Below are 22,725 nucleotides of genomic sequence, written 5' to 3' on the forward strand. Positions count from 1 at the left end.
TCCCGCTTCCTTCAGACTTGCAGTTACCTGCAACGCCCTTGCGGCTTGCTAATGGTTCAGGGTTCCACCCCTGCCCATAAGGGACTTTCACCCTCAAGATTTATGACTTACATTCATGTAAGCCAAGGCACCCATGCCGGGCACACACATACAGAAATTTAGCAATCAACCCCCTTCTCTTAGTACTCCGGCTAATCGCGCACTGTTAAGATTTCATCCCACCGTGTTGTATACCTCGGGCTCAAAAATTGCTGCTTCATCTGCCAGGACTGATCAATACCCGATGAAGCTGCATGTACTGTACGATTGCCGAATTTTGAGTTAATCAGGTCGTAACTCTCCATCAGCGATCTGTTCCTACCCAAATCTTTTACTCCAAAAAAAAGATCGGTTTGAAATTCAGATTCCGGAACTAATCCAGTCAGCATCACCCACGCTTTTTTATATTTTCGCCCACCTTCAAATAGATGCACCGTACATTTTTTTGCAACGGTGATAATCTGAGTCAAATCGGATGTAGGTGTTTTCAGGTCAACACACACTCCAAACTTATAGGGGTTACCGGGGTCTTTATATTTATCCGTTACCAGGGTTACTGTAATCATCCCCGCAAGACTCTTTTGATTTCGAAGTTTTGACGATGCTCTCTCCGTAAATGATGAAACGGCTTCTATCAGATCATCTAATTTGTAAACAGGATTCCCAAACGATCGCGAACTTAAAATTCCTTTTCGTTGATCGAGCGTCTGTTCAATTTCAAGACAGGAGTGGCCGCGAAGTTCCCAAACGGTTCGGAGTCCGGTTACTTTCATTGTTCTGCGAATCCAAGAGTCCGGGCGATGAATCAAATCCCATGCTGTGTAAATCCCATGTTTCTTCAATGTTTTTGAGTAGTTCCTCCCTACTCCCCACACTTTATCAACTCCTGTAGATTCCAACAAACGCTGATGCTCATGTTTTGTCCGAAGTGCCATGACCCCGCCCGAATCAGGATTCGATTTTGCCGTTTCATTGGCCAGTTTCGCAAGAGTTTTTGTACGAGCCAAACCAACGGAGACGGGAATTCCGGTCCAGCGCAATACCTTTTCTCTGATCTCTCTCCCTCTTTGAATAATCTCTTCATGATTCCGCCCTGAAATCTCTGCAAACGCCTCGTCAATACTATAAACCTCCATATTGGGAGTAACCGTCCGGATTGTATTCATCACGCGCCGGCTCATATCTCCATAAAGCGCATAGTTTGATGACCGAACCTCAATGTTTTTTTCCCGAACCAGCTTGCGAATTTTGAACTCCGGAACCCCCATATCAACTCCGCACTCTTTCGCTTCATTTGAGCGGGCAATCACACAGCCATCATTATTTGAGAGAATTACAACAGGACGATTTTGGAGTGATGGATTAAACACCCGTTCGCAGGAGGCATAAAAGTTGTTGCAATCAATCAGGGCAAAAGAGGAGGGCATGATAGTGCAGCGAACAGTTTAAACAGAGTGAACTACGTGTGTTACCTTCCCCCAAATCACGGTCTCATTTTCATCAAAGTTAATCGGACGATTCCGGCCATCGCTAAAAACCAGCACCCAATTATTCGGACGTTTTGTAACCCGGCAGACAGAAATGTTGCCGTCTACAACAGCCAGAACCATCGAACCGTCTTTTGGCGCCAGTGATCTGTCAATGATTAAAATATCTCCATTCCCTATCCCAAAACTGTTTTCTGAGTCGCCATCAAACCGGGCAAAAAAAGTCGAGGCCGGACGTTTTATCAAGTGATTGTGGAGATTAAGTTCATTCTCCAGGTGATCGGTTGCCGGTGATGGGAATCCCGTTTCACCTCGTTTTGCAGGTTCGTGATCGTGCTGAATTTGAGACGGATATGCAATTGCTGTATTCATAGGGGTTGTTCATATAGGTTATATGTTCAATATATGTGTAAAGAAATTAAAATCACAACTCTCACGGCTATTTTTTTCAGAATGTATATTCCATTGGCAGAACAGTATTTAAGTTAACTCAATAAATTTCCGGCAAATTCTTTCTACAAAATCATTCATTCTAAGCCCGGAAATAGACAGACACGCTCTTCAGAGATTTTATGCGCAGTTCGCCCAGATTTACCCTATTTTTTGGCATCCCAGAAACACCAAACTCCAATCCACTACAATGTCTCTGCTGCTTGTTTCAAAAAACAGAAATCTGAAACCTTATAAAGAGGCTCTTCTCGAACTCGATCCCAATTTGGATGTTGACATCTGGCCGGGTATTCAAAATAAAGAACGGGTTCAGTTTGCTGTAGCTTGGCGTCATCCGGCTAATCTGTTTGATGGTTTTCCCAACCTGAAAGTGATCTCCTCTCTGGGTGCCGGCGTAGATCATCTGTTGAGCGATAATACCATCCCCGATGACATTCAGTTTACACGAATTGTGGCGCCATCCCTCTCCGGTCAACTGGCTGATTATGTGCTAACCGCCGTTTTGAACATTATTCGAAAGACAGACCGGTACCTTGATCAGCAGCGAAGAGCTATTTGGAGACCTCTCGATTCCATCAAAAAAGATGCGATAGCCGTTGGTGTTATGGGACTCGGAGCAATTGGGGAGAAAACTGCAACGAGGCTTCGTGATAACGGCTTTAACGTAAACGGCTGGTCTAAGTCGCAAAAACAGATTGATGGAGTAAACTGCTACCGTAAAGATCAGCTCGGTTCATTTCTGGCTCAAACAAATATTATTATCTGCCTGCTTCCGCTGACACCGGAGACGGAGGGAATCCTGGATCTGGAACTTTTCAAAAGCCTGAAAAAACCTTCATTTCTGATTAATGTTGCCCGGGGCGGACACCTTGTGGAAGAAGATTTAATTTATGCACTCGACACCGATTTGATCTCTCATGCTACACTGGATGTATTTTCAGAAGAGCCGTTACCTGAGTCCCATCCGTTCTGGGGTCGAGATAAAATCACCATCACACCGCACATTGCGTCCGTTACCGATCCCAAAGAGTCAGCAGAGTTAATTCTGGAGAATTATAAGCGTATGCTCTCAGGGATGGATCTGCTGCATCAAGTAGATCGGGAGGCGGGCTACTAGTTCCCATCAGAACGCTCCGAGCGGTCAGATGGGTTGATCAATTCCAACTCGTAGCACGACTTTAAGGCGTGCCACGAGTAATTAGTTTCGATCAGAGACATCCGCCTGACCCCGGGGAGCGGTCTGACGGGGCTTACTTTCTTCGAATCACTCCGGACGGCCTCTCTTCATTCGGTTCTCCGTTTTCGATTACCGGAACACCATTCACGAAAACCCAGTCGAAACCCTGAGCCGGCTGATGAGGTTCTTCAAAGGTTGCCATATCCTGAACCAGATTGGAATCAAAGAGAACCAGGTCCGCCGCAAAACCCTCTTTTATCAGTCCGCGTGGAGTATCCACTTTTTGTGAATCGCTTAACCCCAATAGTTCTGCCGATTGTCCCGTCATTTTATGGATGGCTTGTTCGAGCGTTAGCAGATCGCCCTCTACGGTATAATTTTGAATGATCTTTGCAAAGCTTCCGTAGCCGCGCGGATGACGCATCGTCGGGCTGCCGTCTGAGCTAACCATCACAAACGGATCCTGCAAAAAACGCTTCATCACATTCTCATTCATCACAAAGTAGGCGGCACTTGCTCCACCGGGTCCGATATCATCAATCAGAACATCTTCAAACGGTTTGTTTAAGGAGTCCGCCACTTCAGCTAACGTCATGCCTGCCCATGGTGCCGTCCCAAACAGAGTCGCTTCCGGCCCATTTCTCATATTGACACGATTTCTCAGATATTCAGCCAATTCATCCCGCCGCTCGGCAACTACCTGTTCAAAATCTCCTTCGGTTGCCCATGCAGGAAATAGAATCGAGATTCCGGTAAAACTCGCTGCATACGGATAGACATCTGCAGTAATCTCGAGTCCCTGGTCTCTGGCTTCATTCATGATATGCAGAACATCCTCAGCGCGGGAGGGATCGTTGGCATAAACTATTTTGATGTGTGATACGTGCACTTTCACTCCAGACTGTCTACCCTGTTCAATTAACTCCATGATTGAATCCTCAACTTTATCATCATCTTCATTTCGAACATGGCTCATCACAACCCCGTCAAATTCTGCAACCGTTCGGCCAAGTGCCGAAAGTTCATTCATGGTTGTGTACCGCCCGAAACTATACTCCAACCCGGTCGTCATTCCAAAAGATCCGGCTTCCATCGAACTTCTTAGCAGACTGACCATCTCCTGCAGTTTTTCATCAGAAAGATCGGGCTGCTGTGGTGTTTCCGTCACCCGCCGAAGTGTGCCATGCCCCTGAAAATGCAGCACATTTGGGCCGGTTTGAACGGAATCCACGCGATCCATCCATCCGGAGACATCATCTGTGTTTGGGCTTCCGCCATCCTGCCCAAGGCTGATGGTGGTTACGCCCATAGCCAGAAAATTGTCGAATCGGGGGGTTTTGAGAGGATCACCATGAGAGTGTAGATCGATAAAGCCCGGAGCCAATACACGTCCGGCAGCATCAATAACACGCGCATCCGGATAGCTGCCGGGATTTACGGCACCAACTTCATCGATCACTCCATTCCGTATGAGTAAATCGCCGCGAAAACGATCCTCACCGGATCCGTCAATTATGTCAGCATTTAGAATGACTGTAATCTCTCCGTCGGTTTGAACCTGGGAACAGGATACAGCCATAAAGCTTAAAGTGATAACAAGAGCCTTGAGTAGGGATGGATAAATTTTCATTTGGAAAATCCGGTTAATTGAAGCACAAAATTATGGTAAAAGAATATTAGATAATTCTCAGTCTATCGAAAGTAAAACCTTGGCCGCAAAATAGCTCTCATCATTTCAATGAAAAACAGAAAGTTGATGACAAGAAGTTAGAAACCGCTATGAATAAAATAGGTAGTTCTAACAGGTTCCCGGCAACTTTAAAAGTCGTAAATTGTACGAACTATTCATTCCTGGTTTCTCAACATTTCATCGCCATATTCAAATGATCAAGCAACACGATTTATTAGACCGGGCACTGGCCACCGCAAAAATTGGTGTGTGGACATATCAAAAAGAGACTTCTGTTGTTGAATTAAGCAAAAATGCGAGAGATATTTTTGGAATTGAGAGTGCCACTCTTCATGGCCTGGAAGTACTCTTTGGGCGTTTTTCATCGCAGCAAGACAGCGATCGGTTCAATGCATGTATGAATGATATTTTAGAGCATAATGAGGCAAAATCGGATATCTACCAGATTCGATGTAACTCAAAAGACTCTAAATGGATCCGCTGCATCGGTCAGCCGGATATCGACCCGGATTTAAATAAAGCAATTTTTGGCACGGTACAGGATATTACCGACCACATTGAGACTGAGCGTAAGCTTGCGGATACCCAGCGCAAGTACGAATTGATGGCAAAAAACTCTTCCGACGGAATTATTATCATAGAGAAGGAGCGGACGTCGTTTGTTTCCCCGGCATTTTTACGCATGATGCGCTATGAAACGTTTGAAGAGTATATCAATGACACAAAGGGGTCTCTTCGGCCGGTTATTCATCCTAATGACAAGGCAAGAATAAAGAAAGAGTTTTATGCAAAGTTGAACGAAAAAGCTGATAGCGGCACCTACCAGTTTCGGGCACGCACCGGCGACGGATCGTATATCTGGCGGGAAGATCATGTAAGCTACCAATATAACCGAGACGGCGACCTGGAGACAACCTATGCCGTTTGCCGTGATATCACCGACCGGAAAGCGTCTGAACAGAAACTTCAAAAACTTATTGAGGAGAAAGACTGGCTTGTCTCGACCATTGCGCACGATATTCGAAACCCAATTTCAGCGGCCGTATCGCTCAACAGTGTTCTCATTGAAGAAACGGAGAGTAAGGAACATCGTAACTTGATGATCGCAGCCAATCAAAAACTGGAATCTGCACTTGATCTGGCAGCAGAATTACTTGAACTGTCGGCTATGGAAAGTGAGGACTTTATTCTTGAGACAGAACCGACAAACTTGAGCAGTCTTTTGGATCGGGTTCAAAACTCCTTCAAAGTTCGTGCTGAGAAAAACAACATTGAGTTAACACTAAAGAGTGATCCGTGTCTCCCTGAAATCAGATTAAATCGGGATAAGATCATTCGGGTATTGAACAATCTAGTCTCCAACGCCATCAAGTTTACTCCGGATGGCGGTAGTGTGTCAGTTCATGCCAAGCGGGTCAACGAGCATGCCGTGTTTGAAGTTATTGATACCGGTATCGGGATATCTGAAGAGAAGTTCAAAACCCTGTTTGATAAATTTACGGAAGCGAAGCGTGAAGGCATCCGCGGTGAAACCACAACTGGCCTTGGGCTGGCTATCTCAAAACAGATTGTGGAACTTCATAAAGGTTTAATTACTGTAGACAGTAAACCAGGCGTGGGAAGTACATTCCGAATTGAATTGCCAATTCAGTAACTTCCGTCTGTTTACCGGAGACGTTCTCCATAAAATCCACTCAACAGATATGCTTCAAAAAACAGTACTGCTTACCACTGCTATATTTCTGATATGCGCCTGTACCCGCACGGACCTTGGCCCGGAACCCCTGCCCGATAATTACCAGGCACAGTTTGATGAATGGCAGGAGAGCCGAATGGAGAGCCTGACAAATCCAACAGGATGGATGCGGCTTGCCGGTATGTACTGGCTGCAAGAGGGAGAGAACAGTTTTGGCTCCGGAAATGAGGTGGATATAAAATTTCCTGAAGGCTCGATTCCGGAGTACGCCGGAGAATTTATTTTACATGAAGGAACCGTCTTACTGCAAGCAGCAAATGGAATTGAGTTCATCCAGAATGGTGAATCGTTTCGGCAAAAAGAGATTTATGATGGAGAAGAGGCTCTTTCTGTTGAGTACGGCTCTCTCGAGTGGCTGATCATCGAACGGGAAGAGCTGACCGGGATTCGCCTTTACAATAAGTCTAATCCAAAAGTAGATGCATTTACCGGGTTTGACCGCTATCCGCTCAATCCGGAATGGCATCTCAAAGCTAAATTTCTCCCAGCTGATGAGGGAGAGACGATCTCCATCGTAAACGTTCTTGGGCAGCAGGTGGATACCCCCAGTCCTGGGACAATTGAATTCATGAAAGACGGTAAGCTCTACACTTTAGACGCCCTGGAGGGTACCGATCAGATGTTTCTGATTGTGGGTGATCTGACGAACAGAACTGAAACCTATCAGGCCGGGCGATATATTTACATTGACTACCCGGAGGAAGGGAGTGAATACACAGTCATCGATTTCAACAAAATTTATAATCCACCCTGCTCCTACAACTTGTTTACTACTTGTCAGCTGCCACCCGTTCAAAACCGGCTGGAGCTGGAAATCACAGCCGGCGAAAAACGTCCTCAGGATTGGGACGGGCTTGAGTAGAAAGAGTTAGTTCTCCCCGGCAACTTCAAATCGTACCGAACGGTTTTTCTGCTGTCCGGTTACCATATCCTCAACTGCTACCTGAAGATCATAGAGTCCGGGAGACAGCTCAGCCGTTTCAATTTCAAGATCTTCCACTACCCTTCTGTACTCATTTACAAAGTTTAATGTGAGAACAAACTCTGTTTGATCCGTCAGAACCTGGCCAAATTCATCCACAGGCAAAATTCGGTATGTCAGCTCAAAATGGGTAAATCCATCCTCTCTTGGTGCAATGTTATACACTTCGAAATGGAGAACCAGCGTCTCTTCAAACGGCACCACTCTCTCGTTTGCAACAATAAACGGGAATGGCTCGGTAAACTGGCCTGTCTTCTGATATCCAAGAATCAGATCTGCCATCTCCAGCGAGTCGGCATGAGATACAAGCGGTTCCGGCTGCCGGATCTGAACTTTACCCAAACCCCGAAGAGCGGGTGTGAATGGGGTTTCGTAAACCGCTCGTGTATCAGGGTTGAAGTTCATCAACTCGGCAGATGATGTTACATATTGCCTGCCGGTATGATGGGTCTCGATAATGGTTCGGGAGCTGCTTCTGTTTTCGTTTCTGTCCAGAATCAGCGGCGGATTGTGAGACTCCGTTTGAAGTGTATTCCAAGAATCATCATACAATTTGAATGTATGGGTCAGCTCATAGTAGTTAAATATTTCGCTGATATCTTTCCCATTTGTAAGCATCGACTCATCAACATCGTACTGTCCGCGGTTTCGGTAGTAGTCGATCATAAACGCTTCACGGGCCGAACTTTCAATAAACGTCATGATTACCGGCTCCTGATCCTCATTCAAAAATCGATACTGGTACATCTCCATCGGAATTTCAGGAATTTTCTCAGAATAGGTGGATTTGGTAACCGGAGAGACACCCAGTCTGCTGTTTAGTAAATCTGCGCTTTCAGCCCTGAAATCCGTGTCGAGTCCGCGAAAAGCTTGCCTGCCCTGCTCCAAAATTCGATTCCTGAGAGTATTCAACCGACTCTGGAAATATTCGTCGGCAGATGCAAGCTGTTCATAATACATTAACTGAAGCATCAGCGCCGGCGTAATTCCGGCCCTGGTAAACTCAACTGAATCACCTGATCGCTCCCGCTCAGGGTTATAGGCTCGTTCCGGAATAAAACTTTCCACTCCACGCTGAAGCCTGAACTCTTCGCTCTCGACATCCGTCCCGAAGATAAAAATCAGCGGCTCACTGTTTCCCTCCGAAACGCCTTCATAAAACCAAATTTCATATTCGGGATACCGATGAAACTGATAGATGGCATCCTGAAGGCGGTCGATCTGAATGTTTTCGGCAAAATCCCGTTCATGTTCATCCTGCCCCGACATCTCCTCGCGTTCGGTGCGGCTGTATGGATTTACCTGGTTTTGCAGCCACTGCCGAATATTACTGGTCTGCAGTGTTAAAATTCCATTTCGGGTTCTGTCGGGCTCCCCATAACGAATGTAAATCAGCGCACGGTCATCCGTATTGAATACTGTATTTCTGTTTTTTCTAAAGTTCTCCTGTGCGTCAGCAATTCGCTGCCAATGTTCAATCAAACGCTCATTGGCTTGTCGTGACGGTGTTGGGTCTGCCTGAATCCAGAATCCCCTCATATCAACAGCAAGCTGAGGATCTTCATCACCCCACCACTCATTCCACTGGCGGTAAATTCCCTCACCAATGATCGGTCGCATACGGTCAATTTCCCGGCGGATGGCTACCCGGCTGTCCATGCCGCTTCCATTCGTAATTGCCCTGTAGTAAAGCTCCGTCGCCTGATCGAAATAGTCTTCAAGGTTCCGCTCAGTCACCGTTTTGATGAACTCAATTCCCACACGGGAGTCGACCGGCCCCTCATCCTCATACGCCTGATACCAGATATCGAGTGCGCGGGTTACATTATTCCTGTAGAGCTCCTCAAGTCCGCGCTCGTATGCCCGCTGCGGCTGCGCACTGATGGTTTCGGCCATTGCCATCAAAAAGAGAAAGGCCGTGGTTAAAAGTATGTATAAATTATTTTGTCCCATAAGGCTGCACAAATTAACGGATTTTCAATAAAATACCACCCTCGCAAACCGTTTTCACACTTTATTTACATACCGGCCGGGTTTGAAGTCCTTGCCGGCTTACAATGGAATATATTCCGACAAAAGTCTCAAATTTTGTACCTTTCATCGAAATTAAAAACGAGCATCCATGGCCGATAATTACCGCGCACTTACCCGAAAGTACAGACCTCAATCTTTTGATGATATTGTCTCACAGGATCATGTAAGCAGTACGCTCAAAAATGCGATCAAACAAAACCGTATTTCTCATGCTTACATGTTTAGCGGACCGCGGGGCGTGGGGAAAACCACGATGGCTCGAGTTCTGGCGCGCACCATCAACGAAATTGACAACTCTATTGATGGCGAGTCTCTTAATCAAACGCTCAACATTGTTGAAATTGATGCCGCTTCCAATAACAAGGTTGAGGATGTTCACCAGCTTCGTGAAACTGTGCGCATTCCGCCTCAAAACGGCCGCTACAAGGTTTTTATCGTTGATGAGGTTCACATGCTGAGTAAACAGGCGTTTAATGCCCTGCTTAAAACTCTGGAAGAACCGCCATCGTACGCCATTTTTATTTTTGCGACTACAGAACCACACAAGGTTCTGCCCACAATTCTATCCCGTGTGCAGCGGTTTGATTTTAAGCGAATCAGCGTGGAGGAAATTGTTGCGCGCCTGAAAACGATCTGTGCCGATGAAAACATCACCATTGATGATGAGTCGTTGCACGTTATTGCCAAAAAAGCAGACGGTGCGCTACGCGATGCTCTCGGGCTGATGGATCAGGCGATTGCCTTTTGCGGAACTACCATTCAGCATACAGAACTGCTGCAGGCGCTCAATGTTGTGGGGCACGATCAACTGTTCGAATATACCGAGGCCATTCAAACACGAGATGCTAAGACCGGGCTGAGCCTGATTAACCGCCTCATCCAAAACGGCGTGGATATTCAGGAGTTTCTGGTCTCTTTGACGGAGCATTTGCGAAACCTTTATGTTGCTCGGCAATCGAAACAGATGTTCTTGGTGGAAGCAACAGCCGAGACAAAAGATCGATACAGAGAAGCTGCTCAACACTTTACTGATGAAGATCTGATGCGAATGCTCCATTTGGTTAGTGACGCACAGCTCAAAATTCGTGATGTACAGCAGCCGCGCGTCCATTTTGAAATTTTGATGCTGAAGCTCATCCATATGAGCCGCACCAAGGAGCTTAGCATACTCATTGAAGGCCTGGAGCAGTTAAAAAAAAACGGCAGTAACCAGATAGAGTCCCCTGAACCGGACTCATCCGATTCTAAACCTGCTCCACATAAGTCGGCAGATAAAAAACCTGAGAAACATCAGGAAAAGCCGAAAACACCCAACACACCTGAACAATCACAGGCAACTCCCGGTGAAGTGAAGAGAGGCAGTGAAAACCTGACGACCAAAGCTGCTTCCGGCTCCGCCCAAACCGATGGAGCGCCACACCCCGCAGATACGGCAACTTCCACGATGGTTGAAGACCGGCCGGAGGAGGATGAAGAGGAGGACTTTTTGACCATTAAACCGGCCCTTGGCTATGTAAAGGGCATTAGCTCCTCAAACGGCGTAAAACCTCAAAACAAAAAGAAACCGAAAGAGCAGACAGAATCGGCAACCGGCCAGATCAAATCTCTGGAGGATGTGGAAGAGTGCTGGAAATCATTTCTCAACGTGGTGAAAGAGAGTGCCCCTCAAATGCTCTACTTTCAGATTTTACGGTTCAAACTGAAAGAGTTAAAAGGCTCTACCTTGATGGTTGCGGTGGATAATGAGTTCGCCACAAACCTTGTAGAGGAGAATCAGCAGCTTCTTTCTTCACTGTTTAAGAGAATGACGGGATCTTTTATCCGTTTTAAATGTACAGTAGAACACTCCGACGAGAAGAAGAAAGAGACGATCAGTCCTTATGAAAGGTTTAAGGAGATTCAGAAGGAGGACCCGCATCTGAAAAAGATCGTGGAACTTTTTGGGGCCGAACTGGAGTATTAAATATCATTTAACAAATAAACGGGCACCCGTAAAACATTTTCAGCCCGATATGTGTTATTTTTGAACAAATCGAGATCAAACAAAACGAATTTCTGTTATGAGTCAATTTAATATGGCCGACATGTTCGGCAAACTGAACGACATGCAAGCAAAAGTGAAAGAGGCCCAGGAAAAGCTGGGAGACGTAACCGTGGAAGCGGATGCCGGCGGCGGGATGGTGAAAGTGAAAGCCAACGGAAAACGGGAAGTGATTAGTATAGAGATAGACAAGGATGTAATTGACCCTGAAGACAAAGAGATGCTGGAAGATCTTGTGGTAGCCGGGGTAAATAAAGCATTGACGAAAGCTGAAGATGCCGGCAAACAAAAAATGCAGGATGTGTACAAAGATATGATGCCCGGCGGCGGTATTCCCGGCATGGACATGAGTAAATTTGGACTATAATCTGATGCTACCGAAAATCAATCGGGTCACTTTCACACTCTATTTTAGCTGATGCAAATTACCTCCGAAGTTTTAGAGCGGGTTATTGAGGAGCTGGCAAAACTGCCCGGCACCGGACGAAAATCTGCCCAGCGAATTGCTATCCACCTTCTCAAGCAATCCGATGAGCGTGTCATGACCTTGGCCGATGCGCTTGTACAACTGAAGAAGTCTGTGAAACGCTGCTCTGTCTGCGGAACCATCACCGATAATGACCCCTGCTCCATTTGCAGTAACCCTAAGAGAAAATCCGGAGTAATCTGCGTTGTTGAGGAGTTTCAAGATGTCTATATCATCGAAAAAACGAACGAGTTTCGGGGACGCTATCACGTTCTGGGCGGAACCATCTCCCCGCTCGACAACATCGGTCCTGATGACATACGAATTAAGGAGCTGTTGCAGCGGCTTGCCGATGAAGAAGAACCGGTGGATGAAGTGATTCTGGCACTGAATCCCGATGCCGAGGGAGAGGCAACTTCCTACTACATCAATAAACTGCTGCTTAATTACGACGTAAACGTTACCCGTATCGCTTACGGAATTCCGATGGGAACGGAGCTCGAATTTATTGATGAAGCCACATTAAGCCGTGCATTTGCCAGCCGCACCTCATTTTAACCAACTCAATCCAACACAAACCGTCTACCTATTACAAAACCTGATACGATCATGCTTAAATTCAAACTTTTACTCTCAGCCACTCTGCTATTTGCACTATTTATGCCAACCAAGTCGACTGCCCAAAAACATGGCTATTGGCAGCAGGCTGTTGATTACGAAATGGACATCGATTTTAATGTTGAAACCAATCGATATCAGGGATATCAGAAACTGACATACCACAACAACTCCCCCGATACACTGGACCGGGTTTTTTACCATCTCTTTTTTAATGCGTTTCAGCCAAACAGCATGATGGACAAACGCTCCAGAACCATTGCCGATCCCGACCGCAGAGTACGCGACAGAATTTATCACTATGATGAAACAGAGATCGGGTATCAAAAAATTGACTGGATCAAACAGAACGGAGAAAATGTTGAGTTTACCGTAAAAGGCACCATTCTGGAAGTTCACCTGAACGAGCCGATTGAACCGGGCGAAAGCGTTGTTTTTGAAATGGAACACGAAGCGCAGGTTCCGCTTCAAACTCGCCGATCAGGTCGAGATAATGCAGAGGGTGTTCGTTATTCCATGGCACAATGGTTCCCAAAAATTGCCGCTTATGATGAGTTCGGATGGCATCCAAACCCATATATTGGCCGGGAGTTTTACGCACCGTTTGGTACTTTTGATGTGAAAATTCATATCGACCGCGACTATGTTGTTGCAGCAGGTTCCATCCTCCAGAACCCCGAAGAGGTCGGTTATGGGTACGAAACTGCCGACATGCAGGTAAACCGTCCCGATGGAGAAAAACTGACCTGGCACTTTCAGTCTGAAAATGTTCACGACTTTATGTGGGCCGCAGATCCGGATTACACACACACCACAGCTCAGGTTCCCGGTGGCCCGCTTCTTCGATTTTTCTACCAGTCGGAAACTGTAGCTGAAAATGCTGATGAAGAGCGACAGAGTGAGCTCCTGGCAAACTGGGAAGCTCTGCCGGAGTACACCGTTAAAGGTTTTCAGTATATGAGCGAAAATTATGGAGATTATCCCTACGATGAGTACATCGTCATTCAGGGGGGAGACGGCGGTATGGAGTACACCATGGGTACGCTTATAACCGGTAACCGAAGTCTTTCCAGCCTGGTTGGAGTAACCGTTCACGAATTTGTACATGCATGGTACGAGGGAGTGGTGGCCAATGACGAGACGAAAGATCAGTGGATGGATGAAGGATTCACAAGCTATGCGTCTGCTTTTATCATGAACCACCTGTTTAATGATGGTGAAGGAGATCCGATGCTCTCACGTTACAATGGGTATTTCCGAACGGTTGAAGCGGGCATTGAAGAACCCATGCATATCCATGCCGATCACTATGTAACAAATGCCGCCTATGGAATGGCCAGCTACACAAAGGGTGCCATATTCCTGCATCAGCTGGGGTATGTCATCGGCGAAGATGTTTTAAAAAGCACACTGAACAAGTTTTATGAAGAGTGGAAATATAAACACCCAAGCGGATACGATTTTATCCGCATTGCAGAACGCGAAAGCGGAATGGTTCTGGACTGGTACTACGAATATTGGGTTGAAACCACAAAAACCATCGATTACGAAATTCAGTCCGTTCAGGATGGTGAAAACGGCGCCGTTGCAACCTTAGGCCGGGTTGGATTGATGCCGATGCCGCTTGATGTTGAAGTTGAGTTTACCGACGGCAGCTTGAAGCACTACTACATCCCGATGCGAATTATGTGGGGACAAAAAGAGAATGAATTTCCAAATATTAAACGTGATGTAGCTGAAGACTGGCCATGGGTGTTTCCGGAGTATGAGCTGTCTATCGATCGTCCGGTTTCTGAAATTTCCAGAATTGAGATTGATCCTTCGGGCCGTATGGCAGACATTGATCGCTCCAACAATACCTGGGAACTGAACAGCGATGAGTAGTTCCTTCTGATTCATTCTTACTCTCTAAAAATAACCGGAGAGGTATTTGACCTCTCCTTCAAATCCGCCTATTCATACATCAAAATTTTTAAATAAATCGTACAAAACTGCCCTTCAGGGGCAGAATGATTATGTCTAACAAAACAGAAGATTACGGGAAAAAATCAGTTGATGCGCATAAAAAATATGGTGGAAAAGTGGCCATACAATCCAAAATGCCGCTTGATACACAAGAAGATTTAAGCATCGCTTACACTCCCGGGGTAGCGCAGCCGTGCCTCGACATTTCGGAGAACAAAGAGCTGGCGTACGACTATACCAGTAAACAGAATACCGTAGCTGTAGTCAGTGATGGGTCAGCCGTGCTTGGCTTGGGCAACATCGGCCCGGAAGCCTCCATGCCGGTCATGGAAGGAAAGGCCGTTCTGTTTAAAAAGTTCGCAAATGTTGATGCCGTACCAATAGTCCTCTCCTCTCAAAATACAGAAGAGATCATCACTGCGGTTAAAATGATTGCTCCCACATTTGGCGGGATCAATCTCGAGGATATTTCTGCACCGCGATGTTTTGAAATTGAACAGCGGCTAAAAGAAGAGCTCGACATCCCGGTGATGCATGATGACCAGCACGGAACAGCCGTGGTTACGCTTGCGGGCATGATTAACGCACTGAAAGTATCCGGGAAAAAGTTTGAAGATTTAAAGGTGGTGATTAACGGAGCGGGTGCTGCTGGGATGGCTATCATTCATCTTCTGCGAGAAGTTGGCGTAAAACAGATTATCATGTGCGACAGCCGCGGTATTATCCATAAAGAGCGCGGAGATCTGACCGATGTAAAGGAGCGGGTGGCAAATATCACCAATGAAGCTCAGCTTAAAGGGAAACTCAAAGATGCGGTAAAAGACACCGATGTGTTTATTGGAGTTTCGGTGCCGGGAGTGTTAACTCCGGATATGGTTCGAAGCATGAATAACGATCCGATCATCTTCGCCATGGCCAACCCGATACCGGAAATTATGCCGGCCGAGGCAACCCAGGCAGGTGCCCGGATTATTGCCACCGGACGTTCCGATTTCCCAAATCAGATCAATAATGTGCTGGCGTTCCCGGGTATTTTCAGAGGATTACTGGATGCAAGAGCTTCAAAGCTGACCAACAAAATGTATATTGCTGCTGCTTATGCTATTGCAAACGTAGTGGCAGAACCGAATGAGGATAAAATCATTCCGGGTCCATTTGATAAAGGTGTGGCTGAAGCAGTGGCCGCAGCTGTACGGGATACGGCAGTGAGTGATTAACGCCTATTGATTACTGTTAAAACAAAAGGCAGAGTTTAAGCTCTGCCTTTTTTGTTGATCCACTCAAAACTGATGAGAAGTGATTATTTCTTGAACATTGTGCTCAATACAAACCAAATATTCTCTTTTCGCTCCATCAGCCGGCGCTTAAAGTAGGGAAACCACATGGTTCCGTACGGAACATAAACCCGGGTATTGTACCCATCTTTTGTTAACTGCTCCATGGTCTCTTCTCTCAGTCCGTAAAGCATCTGAAATTCAAAACGGGCTTTCCCGATTTCATTCCCGGCAGTGTACTCTTTAACCCACTCCACAAGCTCATCATCGTGGGTGGCAATTCGAGGGTAGGAAGTTTTCTCAAACAGAATCTTTGCATACTCTTTAAACGCTTCGCGAATGGCCGGCATATTCTGCAAAGCTACACGTTCCGGCTCGCTGTACGCCCCTTTACAGAGGCGCACATCTGCACCGAGCTCTGCCAATTCCTTGATGTCATCCCTGGTTCGGTGTAAATAGGCCTGGATCACGATCCCAACGTGTTTTCCGTACTTTTTGAAAGCTTCCTTAAAGATTTCAATAGTTACTCCGGTATAATCTGATCCCTCCATATCAATCCGAACAAACGAATCAAGTTTTTGAGCTTCATCAAGAAGCTTATTGAGGTTCTCTCTGCAGTAAGCCTCATCAATATCGAGCCCAAGCATGGTCAGTTTAATGGAGATGGTACTTTTGAGTCCTGCCTGATGAATGTCATTGAGCAGACGAATGTACTCGTCCACGGTATCGTCGGCAGTAGATCGCTTGCTAACGTTCTCCCCGAGCAGGTCGAGTGTAACCCTGATACCTTTTTGATTCAGTGTTTTAATTTTTGGCACGGCCGATTCAAACGTCTCGCCGGCCACAAATCGCTTGGCAAAAATAAAGGGTAATTTCATGTCTGGATGTTTTGGTAGAAAAATCGACTCCAATAATAACGAACTCTGTGTTTCAAAACATCAGGGAAAGTCTGATTCGTTAAATTTCCCAATCGGTGAAACACTCCCCGGATTGAGTACGTAACAAAAATCAACTTCGAATTAAAATCAAGGAGCTATGAAAACCATGTTATCACTCAATCAAAAACAACTTTATCTCATAAAATTGATCACTGTACTTGTTGTTCTTTACCTGATCATCCTCCTCAACTTTTAAACTTCTTACCTATGTCCCATAAAGACATTCTTAAATCACTTCTTTCATTCTGGGCCGTTACAATGTTCGCAACTGCCGGGCTTTTTGCCCAGAGTGAAAGCGATGCATACAGAATTGAAACCTTTCGTACTTCAGAAACTCCCTCCGTTGACATTCGAACCTCCGGCGGATTTGTTCGGGTTCATGGCCACGAACGGGATGAGGTTCAGGTAGTAATGTATGTGCGGCGCGGCAATCGATACCTTTCACCATCTGATACAAATTTGTCCGATTTTGACATCGATATTTCTCAAACCGGAGATCACATTTCGGCCATATCAGAACGGAAAGGGAGCGGATTTAACATTTTCAACAGAGGCAGCAACATCTCTGTCTCTTTTGAGGTTTTTGTTCCCGAACGCTCTACCGTGGAAGGAAAAACCAGCGGTGGAAGTGTTTTCGCTGAAAACATCCACAACAACCTGATCCTAAAAACCAGTGGCGGCAGCGTTACTGCTAAAAACTCCTCAGGTGACATTGAGCTGAATACATCCGGCGGTAGCCTGAGTCTTGAAGATCTGCAAGGAACAATATCAGCCAAAACCAGCGGAGGCTCTGTTAATGTTGATCGCGTTCGGGGAGCGGCCGAACTTCGCACCTCTGGTGGGTCAATTTCAATCAATGATGGAGAAGGGCGTTTTACTGCCTCTACAAGTGGCGGATCGATTCGGGCCGGGTTTTTATCCTTTACCGATGATATTGAACTGAAAACCAGCGGGGGAAGTATTACCGTTACCTTGCCGGATGTATCCGATTTTGATCTCGATCTGAGCGGACAACGGGTTATAACTGAACTTCGAAATTTCTCAGGCAGCTCAGAGCGCAATTCAATCCGTGGCCGGGTTGGAAATGGCGGGCCAAAAATTGAGGCCAAAACCTCGGGAGGAAGAGTAACATTACGTTATGATTAATTTCAATTTATGAAAATAAATTAAATGGGTTTTGGACCCATATGTCTTTTTACTTTGACTTGTCTTTTCTATTACATTTATTGCACTTTATACAATAACACAAACTGGAGACGACATGGAGAATAAAGAGACAGAGCATGAAGAGGAATTCAAGCCGAAAGGAGCTGTTGCCTTCTTCATTTTACTGATCATTCTTTTTTCAATCATATGGTTTGGACTCTACTTCGAAATGTTGGGGAGGGTCTAAGCCATGGACAAATCTGAAAAACTAGCCCTATCACTTAGCGGACTGCTGCTGATTGTATTTTTTGGCGCGCTGATGTACGCCGCGGCAGCTGAGGATCTGGAAGTACCTACCTGCATAACCGACATGGATCCCTTCACTACAGATACGCTGTTTCAAACCAGTGAGGATACCTACGAACTGCACATGATTGCCAGAATGTGGGCATTTCAGCCATCTACAATCCGCCTGCCGGTCGGTTCAACAGTAGATATGTATGTTACTTCTCAGGATATCATTCACGGCTTTAAGGTAGAAAACAAGAATGTAAACCTGATGGCCGTACCCGGTGCAATCAACTATGTACGTGTTCGATTTAATGAACCCGGCGAATATTTCTTTGCATGTCATGAGTTTTGCGGTGCCGCACACCACACCATGGCAGGGCGATTCGTCATCGAAGAGAGTGTTGATGAACCTGAAACGATAGGAGGTTAAGCGATATGAGCGACTATTCTTTTCGTTTTACTAAATCATCTAAGTATCTGAATGCAGCGCTGATCATCATTCCGATGGTTTTGCTTTTTATCGGGATCTATGGCGGACTGATGCAAACCCTGTTCCGCGCGGGCATCATTCAGAGCGACCCATTTGTTGGCGGTGACTACTACAAAGGGCTTACGTTCCACGGTGTTTTAAATGCGATTGTCTTTACAACATTTTTTGCAGTAGCACTTGGCAACGCATTGATTCCTTACTCACTCAAAAAACCACTCAATACCAAAGTGGCATGGGCCTCCGGTATCCTGATGCTTGCGGGGTCGGTACTGGCCGCGATTGTTATTTTGATGGGTGAGGCAACCGTACTCTACACCTTCTATCCGCCGCTAAAGGCACACCCCGGTTTTTACATTGGGTTGACTCTTTTGGTAGTCGGTTCATGGGTAGCATTCTTCAACTGGATACCGATGTATCTGGAGTGGAGAAAAGAGAATGAAGGAAAAAAGACTCCGCTGGCCGTAGTGGGGATGATGACAACATTCATCATCTGGCTGGTTGCCACCCTTGCCGTTGCCGTGGAAATCCTTTTTATGCTCTTGCCGTGGTCACTCGGTCTTGTCGATCAGATCAACGTGATGCTGGCCAGAACACTGTTCTGGTTCTTTGGCCACCCGCTGGTTTACTTCTGGCTGCTTCCGGCATATGTGATGTATTATGTATTTATGCCAAAACTTGCCGGCGGAAAACTCTTTTCTGATATGGCCGGCCGACTGGTTTTTATGCTTTTTATCATCTTTTCCATCCCGGTTGGAACACACCACCAATACATGGATCCGGCCATCAGTTCGCAGTGGAAGCTGGTGCATGGAATTTTCACATTTGCGGTGGCGCTTCCCAGTTTAATTACCGCCTTTACTCTTGCGGCATCACTTGAACACGCAGGTCGTAAAAACGGCGCTACGGGACTGTTCGACTGGATGTGGAAACTTCCCTACTTCGATAAAGAAAAGTGGTTTTTCCCATTCCTTATCACCGGTTTGATCATATTCATATTCGGGGGAATTGGAGGTATTGTTAACGCTTCCTACTCAATGAACACCATTGTGCACAACACAGCCTGGATACCGGGACACTTCCACCTCACCGTGGCCGGACCGGTTCTTCTCGCCTTCCTAGGCGGAAGTTTATACATGGTAGGACAGTTCATGGGCAAGAAAATCCGGTTTAAAGGATTTGCCATGATATCACCCTATATCTACACGATTGGACTGCTCATCATGTCGTATGGGCTGAAAGTCGGCGGTTTGATGGGTATGCCCCGAAGAACCAATACGGGTGCCTCCTACGCAAATCCGGATAGTGTACTCTATCAGCCCGACTGGGTTGCATACATCGACATGAGCGTAATTGGCGGTTCAATCATGTTTATTGCTGTCGTGATCTACCTGGTCTCATTTTTCGGAACCGTGTTCAGCAAGAGTGATTCAACTGAAGAGGGCTCAGTTGTCACGTTCCCTATTTCGGAACCGCTGCACGATGAACCGTCTACATGGCTGAGAAACTTTAAACCATTTATCATCATACTCATCATCCTGATCGTTCTCTCTTACACACCGGTCATTTATGATGTTATTACAACAACGTATGATACTTCTCTGCCATATTCACCCAATAGTCCGGTTCCTTTAAGGTAGTCAGATCATGCAGAAACGTAATTTTTCATTCTACGTGTGGTTTATCATCACACTGGGGATTGTGCTCGGCACAATCTCCGGTTGCGACAGCCTCTCCATCAAACAGTCGTTAAGCGGAGAGGAGTTCACCCTGGCAGATCAGGACAGCAGCGCGGTCACTTTTCCCGAATCGTACAGGGGTAACGTAATGCTGGTCGGGTATGTCTACACACACTGCCCGGATATCTGCCCGATGATTACGTACAACATGCGTGATGTACAGCGCGCACTGCCCGGCCAAAGCGACTTTATGCTGGTAAGTGTTTCGTTTGACCCGGACCGGGATACTCCCGAAATCCTGAAAGATTACGCCCAAAACTATCGAATAGACGAATCGAACTGGAGGTTACTGACAGGCAAAAAATCCGATGTTGAAGAGTTGCTTGATGCCCTCAGTGTGACCACCATCAAAACACCCACCCGATTTACCGAAGAGAACAAACCTATATATTTTATTGACCACACCGATCGGGTTACCCTGATTGACAGAGAGGGAAATGTGAGGAAACATTATTTAGGAAGCGAGTTTAAGCCCGAAGAGGTAAAAGAAGATATCCTGAAACTTCTTAATGAATCGTGAATGCTATATCTTTCATTCATGTTCTACAAATGGATCTAACAACAATTAATCAAACATTACATAATAAAATGAAAAAAGTACTCATCAATTCATTTCTACTGTTATTTGTGGTAGCATTTGCCGCATGTGGCGGAGGGGAATCAGCAGAGCAGGCGCAGCCTGAACAAGAAGCTGCAGCACAGGATGATGGAATCCGAACAATCAACGTAATCGGAACCGATGACCTTAAGTTTGCTGTTGAAGGAGAGCAAGATGGCCTTGTAACCGGCGGAACAACCGGCCAATATGTTATTCTGGAAGCCATTGAAGCCGAACCCGGCGAAGAGATCAGAATCAACCTGAGAACGGTTAGTAACATGCCTCCAACGGCAATGTCTCACAACTTCGTCCTGGTTGAAATGGGCACAGACGTAGATGCTTTTGCACGTGAGTCTCTGAACGCAAGAGATAACGACTATCTCTCACCCAACTTCGAAGATCAAATTATTGCCGCAACGGCCATGCTGGGCAACGGCGAGTCTGATACCATCACATTCACGGTACCTGATGAGCCGGGCGAATATGACTTTATCTGCACCTTCCCCGGACACTTTGCCGGTGGAATGGTTGGTAAACTGATTGTTCAGTAACACTCATCTCGTATCACATTATAAAAGCTGCAGCTCTACCGGGTTGCAGCTTTTTTTATTCGTGATATTTTCGAAGATCTGCATTGGGTTCCCACTCAGAGTGAGGCTCAAAATGGCGATAGAGTATTGATGATAATTCCCTGATCATCACCCACGCCTCATTATCATAATCCCAGCTTCTATCCTCCTGATTTTTTGTGATAACGCTAAAGAGATAATCACCTGATGGTCCATTTACCAGCAGGACTTCAGACCTGGAGGCACTTACAGCTCCATTTTTGGACGCAACATTAATTACAGGATCAATTTGCGACAATGCCTCCCCGTCCCAATGGTTTCTGCTCATCACTCTGAACATCTGTTCTGATGCATGCTTATTTATAATCTCACCTTTATAAATTTTCTCAACCAGTGTGGCGATTTCCCTCGGTGTGGTTTGTCCCCAGCCATACATCTGAAAAGCCTCCGACCGTCCATCTGTTCTTGAATTTACCCGGGTATGTTCAAATCCCAGTTCCTCCATCAGAGAGTTAATCTCCGTCCCCGTTCCGGCCAAATACTGATTCCACAGGCTCCCGGTATTGTTTGAAACAGACATCATCAGGTGTACCAATAGGGATAGAGTTACTTCCGTACCTGATTCCAGATTACTGATAATATCTCCGGAGTATTCATATTCCGATTCCGGTCCGTATTCGAGTTTCATCTGATACTTTAGCTCACCTTTTTCAATTTTGTCAAAAACCCCAACCATAATAGGAATTTTGATCATGCTCGCAGTTGGAAAAACATCATCAGCACGAAATTCAAACTCCTTGCCGGTTTCAAGGTCCTTTACGAAGATGCCCACATCTCCGTTGAAACTTTCTGCCAGCGTACGAATGGCTTCTGTCGGGAGATCAGCACGAGTAGTTTCTGTTTCACAAGAGATCAACAAAAAAAGACACAGAGAAAGCGGTATAAGATGTTTCATTACATGAAAATTTAAAATTAACC

At 46.0% G+C, this 22,725-nt stretch carries 20 protein-coding genes; 14 read left to right on the top strand and 6 right to left on the bottom strand.

The window, feature by feature from the left end; genetic code table 11:
- Positions 1 to 191: 191 nt before the first annotated feature.
- Together BG260_RS05970 and BG260_RS05975 are read right to left on the bottom strand one after the other, a co-directional pair.
- Positions 192 to 1,466: a Y-family DNA polymerase gene (locus BG260_RS05970; RefSeq protein WP_069131056.1), complete on the bottom strand. Its 1,275-nt coding sequence runs from the start codon at positions 1,464 to 1,466 to the stop codon at positions 192 to 194.
- Between the two features lie 18 nt (positions 1,467 to 1,484).
- Entirely contained in the window at positions 1,485 to 1,898 is a 414-nt protein-coding gene (locus BG260_RS05975; RefSeq protein WP_083750126.1) for a LexA family protein, read from the bottom strand.
- A gap of 268 nt (positions 1,899 to 2,166) precedes the next feature.
- Here BG260_RS05975 and BG260_RS05980 point away from each other — a divergent pair, with 268 nt between their 5' ends.
- On the top strand, positions 2,167 to 3,093 hold the full coding sequence (locus BG260_RS05980; RefSeq protein ID WP_069131057.1) for a 2-hydroxyacid dehydrogenase: 927 nt from the start codon (positions 2,167 to 2,169) through the stop codon (positions 3,091 to 3,093).
- A gap of 133 nt (positions 3,094 to 3,226) precedes the next feature.
- Here BG260_RS05980 and BG260_RS05985 read toward each other — a convergent pair whose 3' ends face one another.
- On the bottom strand, positions 3,227 to 4,783 hold the full coding sequence (locus BG260_RS05985; RefSeq protein WP_083750127.1) for an N-acyl-D-amino-acid deacylase family protein: 1,557 nt from the start codon (positions 4,781 to 4,783) through the stop codon (positions 3,227 to 3,229).
- A gap of 253 nt (positions 4,784 to 5,036) precedes the next feature.
- On the opposite strand from BG260_RS05985, the gene BG260_RS05990 reads away from it, so the two are divergent.
- Together BG260_RS05990 and BG260_RS05995 are read left to right on the top strand one after the other, a co-directional pair.
- A complete protein-coding gene (locus BG260_RS05990; protein ID WP_069131058.1) occupies positions 5,037 to 6,497 on the top strand; it encodes a PAS domain-containing sensor histidine kinase in 1,461 nt (486 codons plus the stop codon).
- 49 nt (positions 6,498 to 6,546) lie between these two features.
- Complete coding sequence (locus BG260_RS05995; protein ID WP_069131059.1) at positions 6,547 to 7,461, top strand: DUF1684 domain-containing protein; 915 nt, start codon at positions 6,547 to 6,549, stop codon at positions 7,459 to 7,461.
- A 6-nt stretch (positions 7,462 to 7,467) separates the two neighbouring features.
- Here the strand turns inward: BG260_RS05995 and BG260_RS06000 are convergent, their stop codons facing one another.
- Positions 7,468 to 9,534 carry a GWxTD domain-containing protein gene (locus BG260_RS06000; protein ID WP_069131060.1) on the bottom strand — a complete coding sequence of 689 codons (2,067 nt, stop codon included), beginning with the start codon at positions 9,532 to 9,534 and terminating at the stop codon, positions 7,468 to 7,470.
- A gap of 169 nt (positions 9,535 to 9,703) precedes the next feature.
- Between BG260_RS06000 and dnaX the strand changes: the two genes are divergently transcribed.
- The 5 genes from dnaX (at position 9,704) to BG260_RS06025 (ending at position 15,922) form a co-directional block, all read left to right on the top strand.
- Positions 9,704 to 11,578 (top strand): DNA polymerase III subunit gamma/tau, encoded by a 1,875-nt coding sequence (gene dnaX, locus BG260_RS06005; RefSeq protein ID WP_069131061.1) that lies wholly within the window; start codon positions 9,704 to 9,706, stop codon positions 11,576 to 11,578.
- 97 nt (positions 11,579 to 11,675) lie between these two features.
- Complete coding sequence (locus tag BG260_RS06010) at positions 11,676 to 12,023, top strand: YbaB/EbfC family nucleoid-associated protein (protein WP_069131062.1); 348 nt, start codon at positions 11,676 to 11,678, stop codon at positions 12,021 to 12,023.
- Between the two features lie 51 nt (positions 12,024 to 12,074).
- Positions 12,075 to 12,680, top strand: coding sequence for a recombination mediator RecR (gene recR, locus BG260_RS06015; RefSeq protein WP_069131063.1), 606 nt, complete (start codon positions 12,075 to 12,077; stop codon positions 12,678 to 12,680).
- Positions 12,681 to 12,731: 51 nt separating this feature from the next.
- Positions 12,732 to 14,624 (top strand): M1 family metallopeptidase, encoded by a 1,893-nt coding sequence (locus BG260_RS06020; protein ID WP_069131064.1) that lies wholly within the window; start codon positions 12,732 to 12,734, stop codon positions 14,622 to 14,624.
- 131 nt (positions 14,625 to 14,755) lie between these two features.
- Complete coding sequence (locus tag BG260_RS06025) at positions 14,756 to 15,922, top strand: NAD(P)-dependent malic enzyme (RefSeq protein ID WP_069131065.1); 1,167 nt, start codon at positions 14,756 to 14,758, stop codon at positions 15,920 to 15,922.
- 83 nt (positions 15,923 to 16,005) lie between these two features.
- Here BG260_RS06025 and BG260_RS06030 read toward each other — a convergent pair whose 3' ends face one another.
- Complete coding sequence (locus BG260_RS06030; RefSeq protein ID WP_069131066.1) at positions 16,006 to 16,857, bottom strand: proline dehydrogenase family protein; 852 nt, start codon at positions 16,855 to 16,857, stop codon at positions 16,006 to 16,008.
- A gap of 267 nt (positions 16,858 to 17,124) precedes the next feature.
- Here BG260_RS06030 and BG260_RS06035 point away from each other — a divergent pair, with 267 nt between their 5' ends.
- The 6 genes from BG260_RS06035 (at position 17,125) to BG260_RS06055 (ending at position 21,729) form a co-directional block, all read left to right on the top strand.
- Positions 17,125 to 18,063, top strand: a complete 939-nt coding sequence (locus tag BG260_RS06035) for a DUF4097 family beta strand repeat-containing protein (RefSeq protein ID WP_069131067.1) — start codon at positions 17,125 to 17,127, stop codon at positions 18,061 to 18,063.
- 115 nt (positions 18,064 to 18,178) lie between these two features.
- Positions 18,179 to 18,310, top strand: coding sequence for a hypothetical protein (locus BG260_RS14445; protein WP_281179584.1), 132 nt, complete (start codon positions 18,179 to 18,181; stop codon positions 18,308 to 18,310).
- A 3-nt stretch (positions 18,311 to 18,313) separates the two neighbouring features.
- Positions 18,314 to 18,784, top strand: coding sequence for a cytochrome c oxidase subunit II (locus BG260_RS06040; RefSeq protein ID WP_069131068.1), 471 nt, complete (start codon positions 18,314 to 18,316; stop codon positions 18,782 to 18,784).
- A gap of 5 nt (positions 18,785 to 18,789) precedes the next feature.
- The gene (locus tag BG260_RS06045; protein ID WP_069131069.1) at positions 18,790 to 20,481 is read left to right on the top strand and encodes a cbb3-type cytochrome c oxidase subunit I; all 1,692 of its coding nucleotides are present in this window, start codon (positions 18,790 to 18,792) and stop codon (positions 20,479 to 20,481) included.
- A 7-nt stretch (positions 20,482 to 20,488) separates the two neighbouring features.
- Positions 20,489 to 21,100 (top strand): SCO family protein, encoded by a 612-nt coding sequence (locus BG260_RS06050; protein ID WP_069131070.1) that lies wholly within the window; start codon positions 20,489 to 20,491, stop codon positions 21,098 to 21,100.
- Between the two features lie 68 nt (positions 21,101 to 21,168).
- Positions 21,169 to 21,729, top strand: coding sequence for a plastocyanin/azurin family copper-binding protein (locus BG260_RS06055; RefSeq protein ID WP_069131071.1), 561 nt, complete (start codon positions 21,169 to 21,171; stop codon positions 21,727 to 21,729).
- 55 nt (positions 21,730 to 21,784) lie between these two features.
- Here the strand turns inward: BG260_RS06055 and BG260_RS06060 are convergent, their stop codons facing one another.
- A complete protein-coding gene (locus BG260_RS06060; protein WP_069131072.1) occupies positions 21,785 to 22,702 on the bottom strand; it encodes a serine hydrolase in 918 nt (305 codons plus the stop codon).
- Positions 22,703 to 22,725 lie beyond the last annotated feature (23 nt).

The sequence above is a fragment of the Rhodohalobacter halophilus genome (assembly GCF_001715195.1).
GTDB lineage: Bacteria > Bacteroidota > Rhodothermia > Balneolales > Balneolaceae > Rhodohalobacter > Rhodohalobacter halophilus.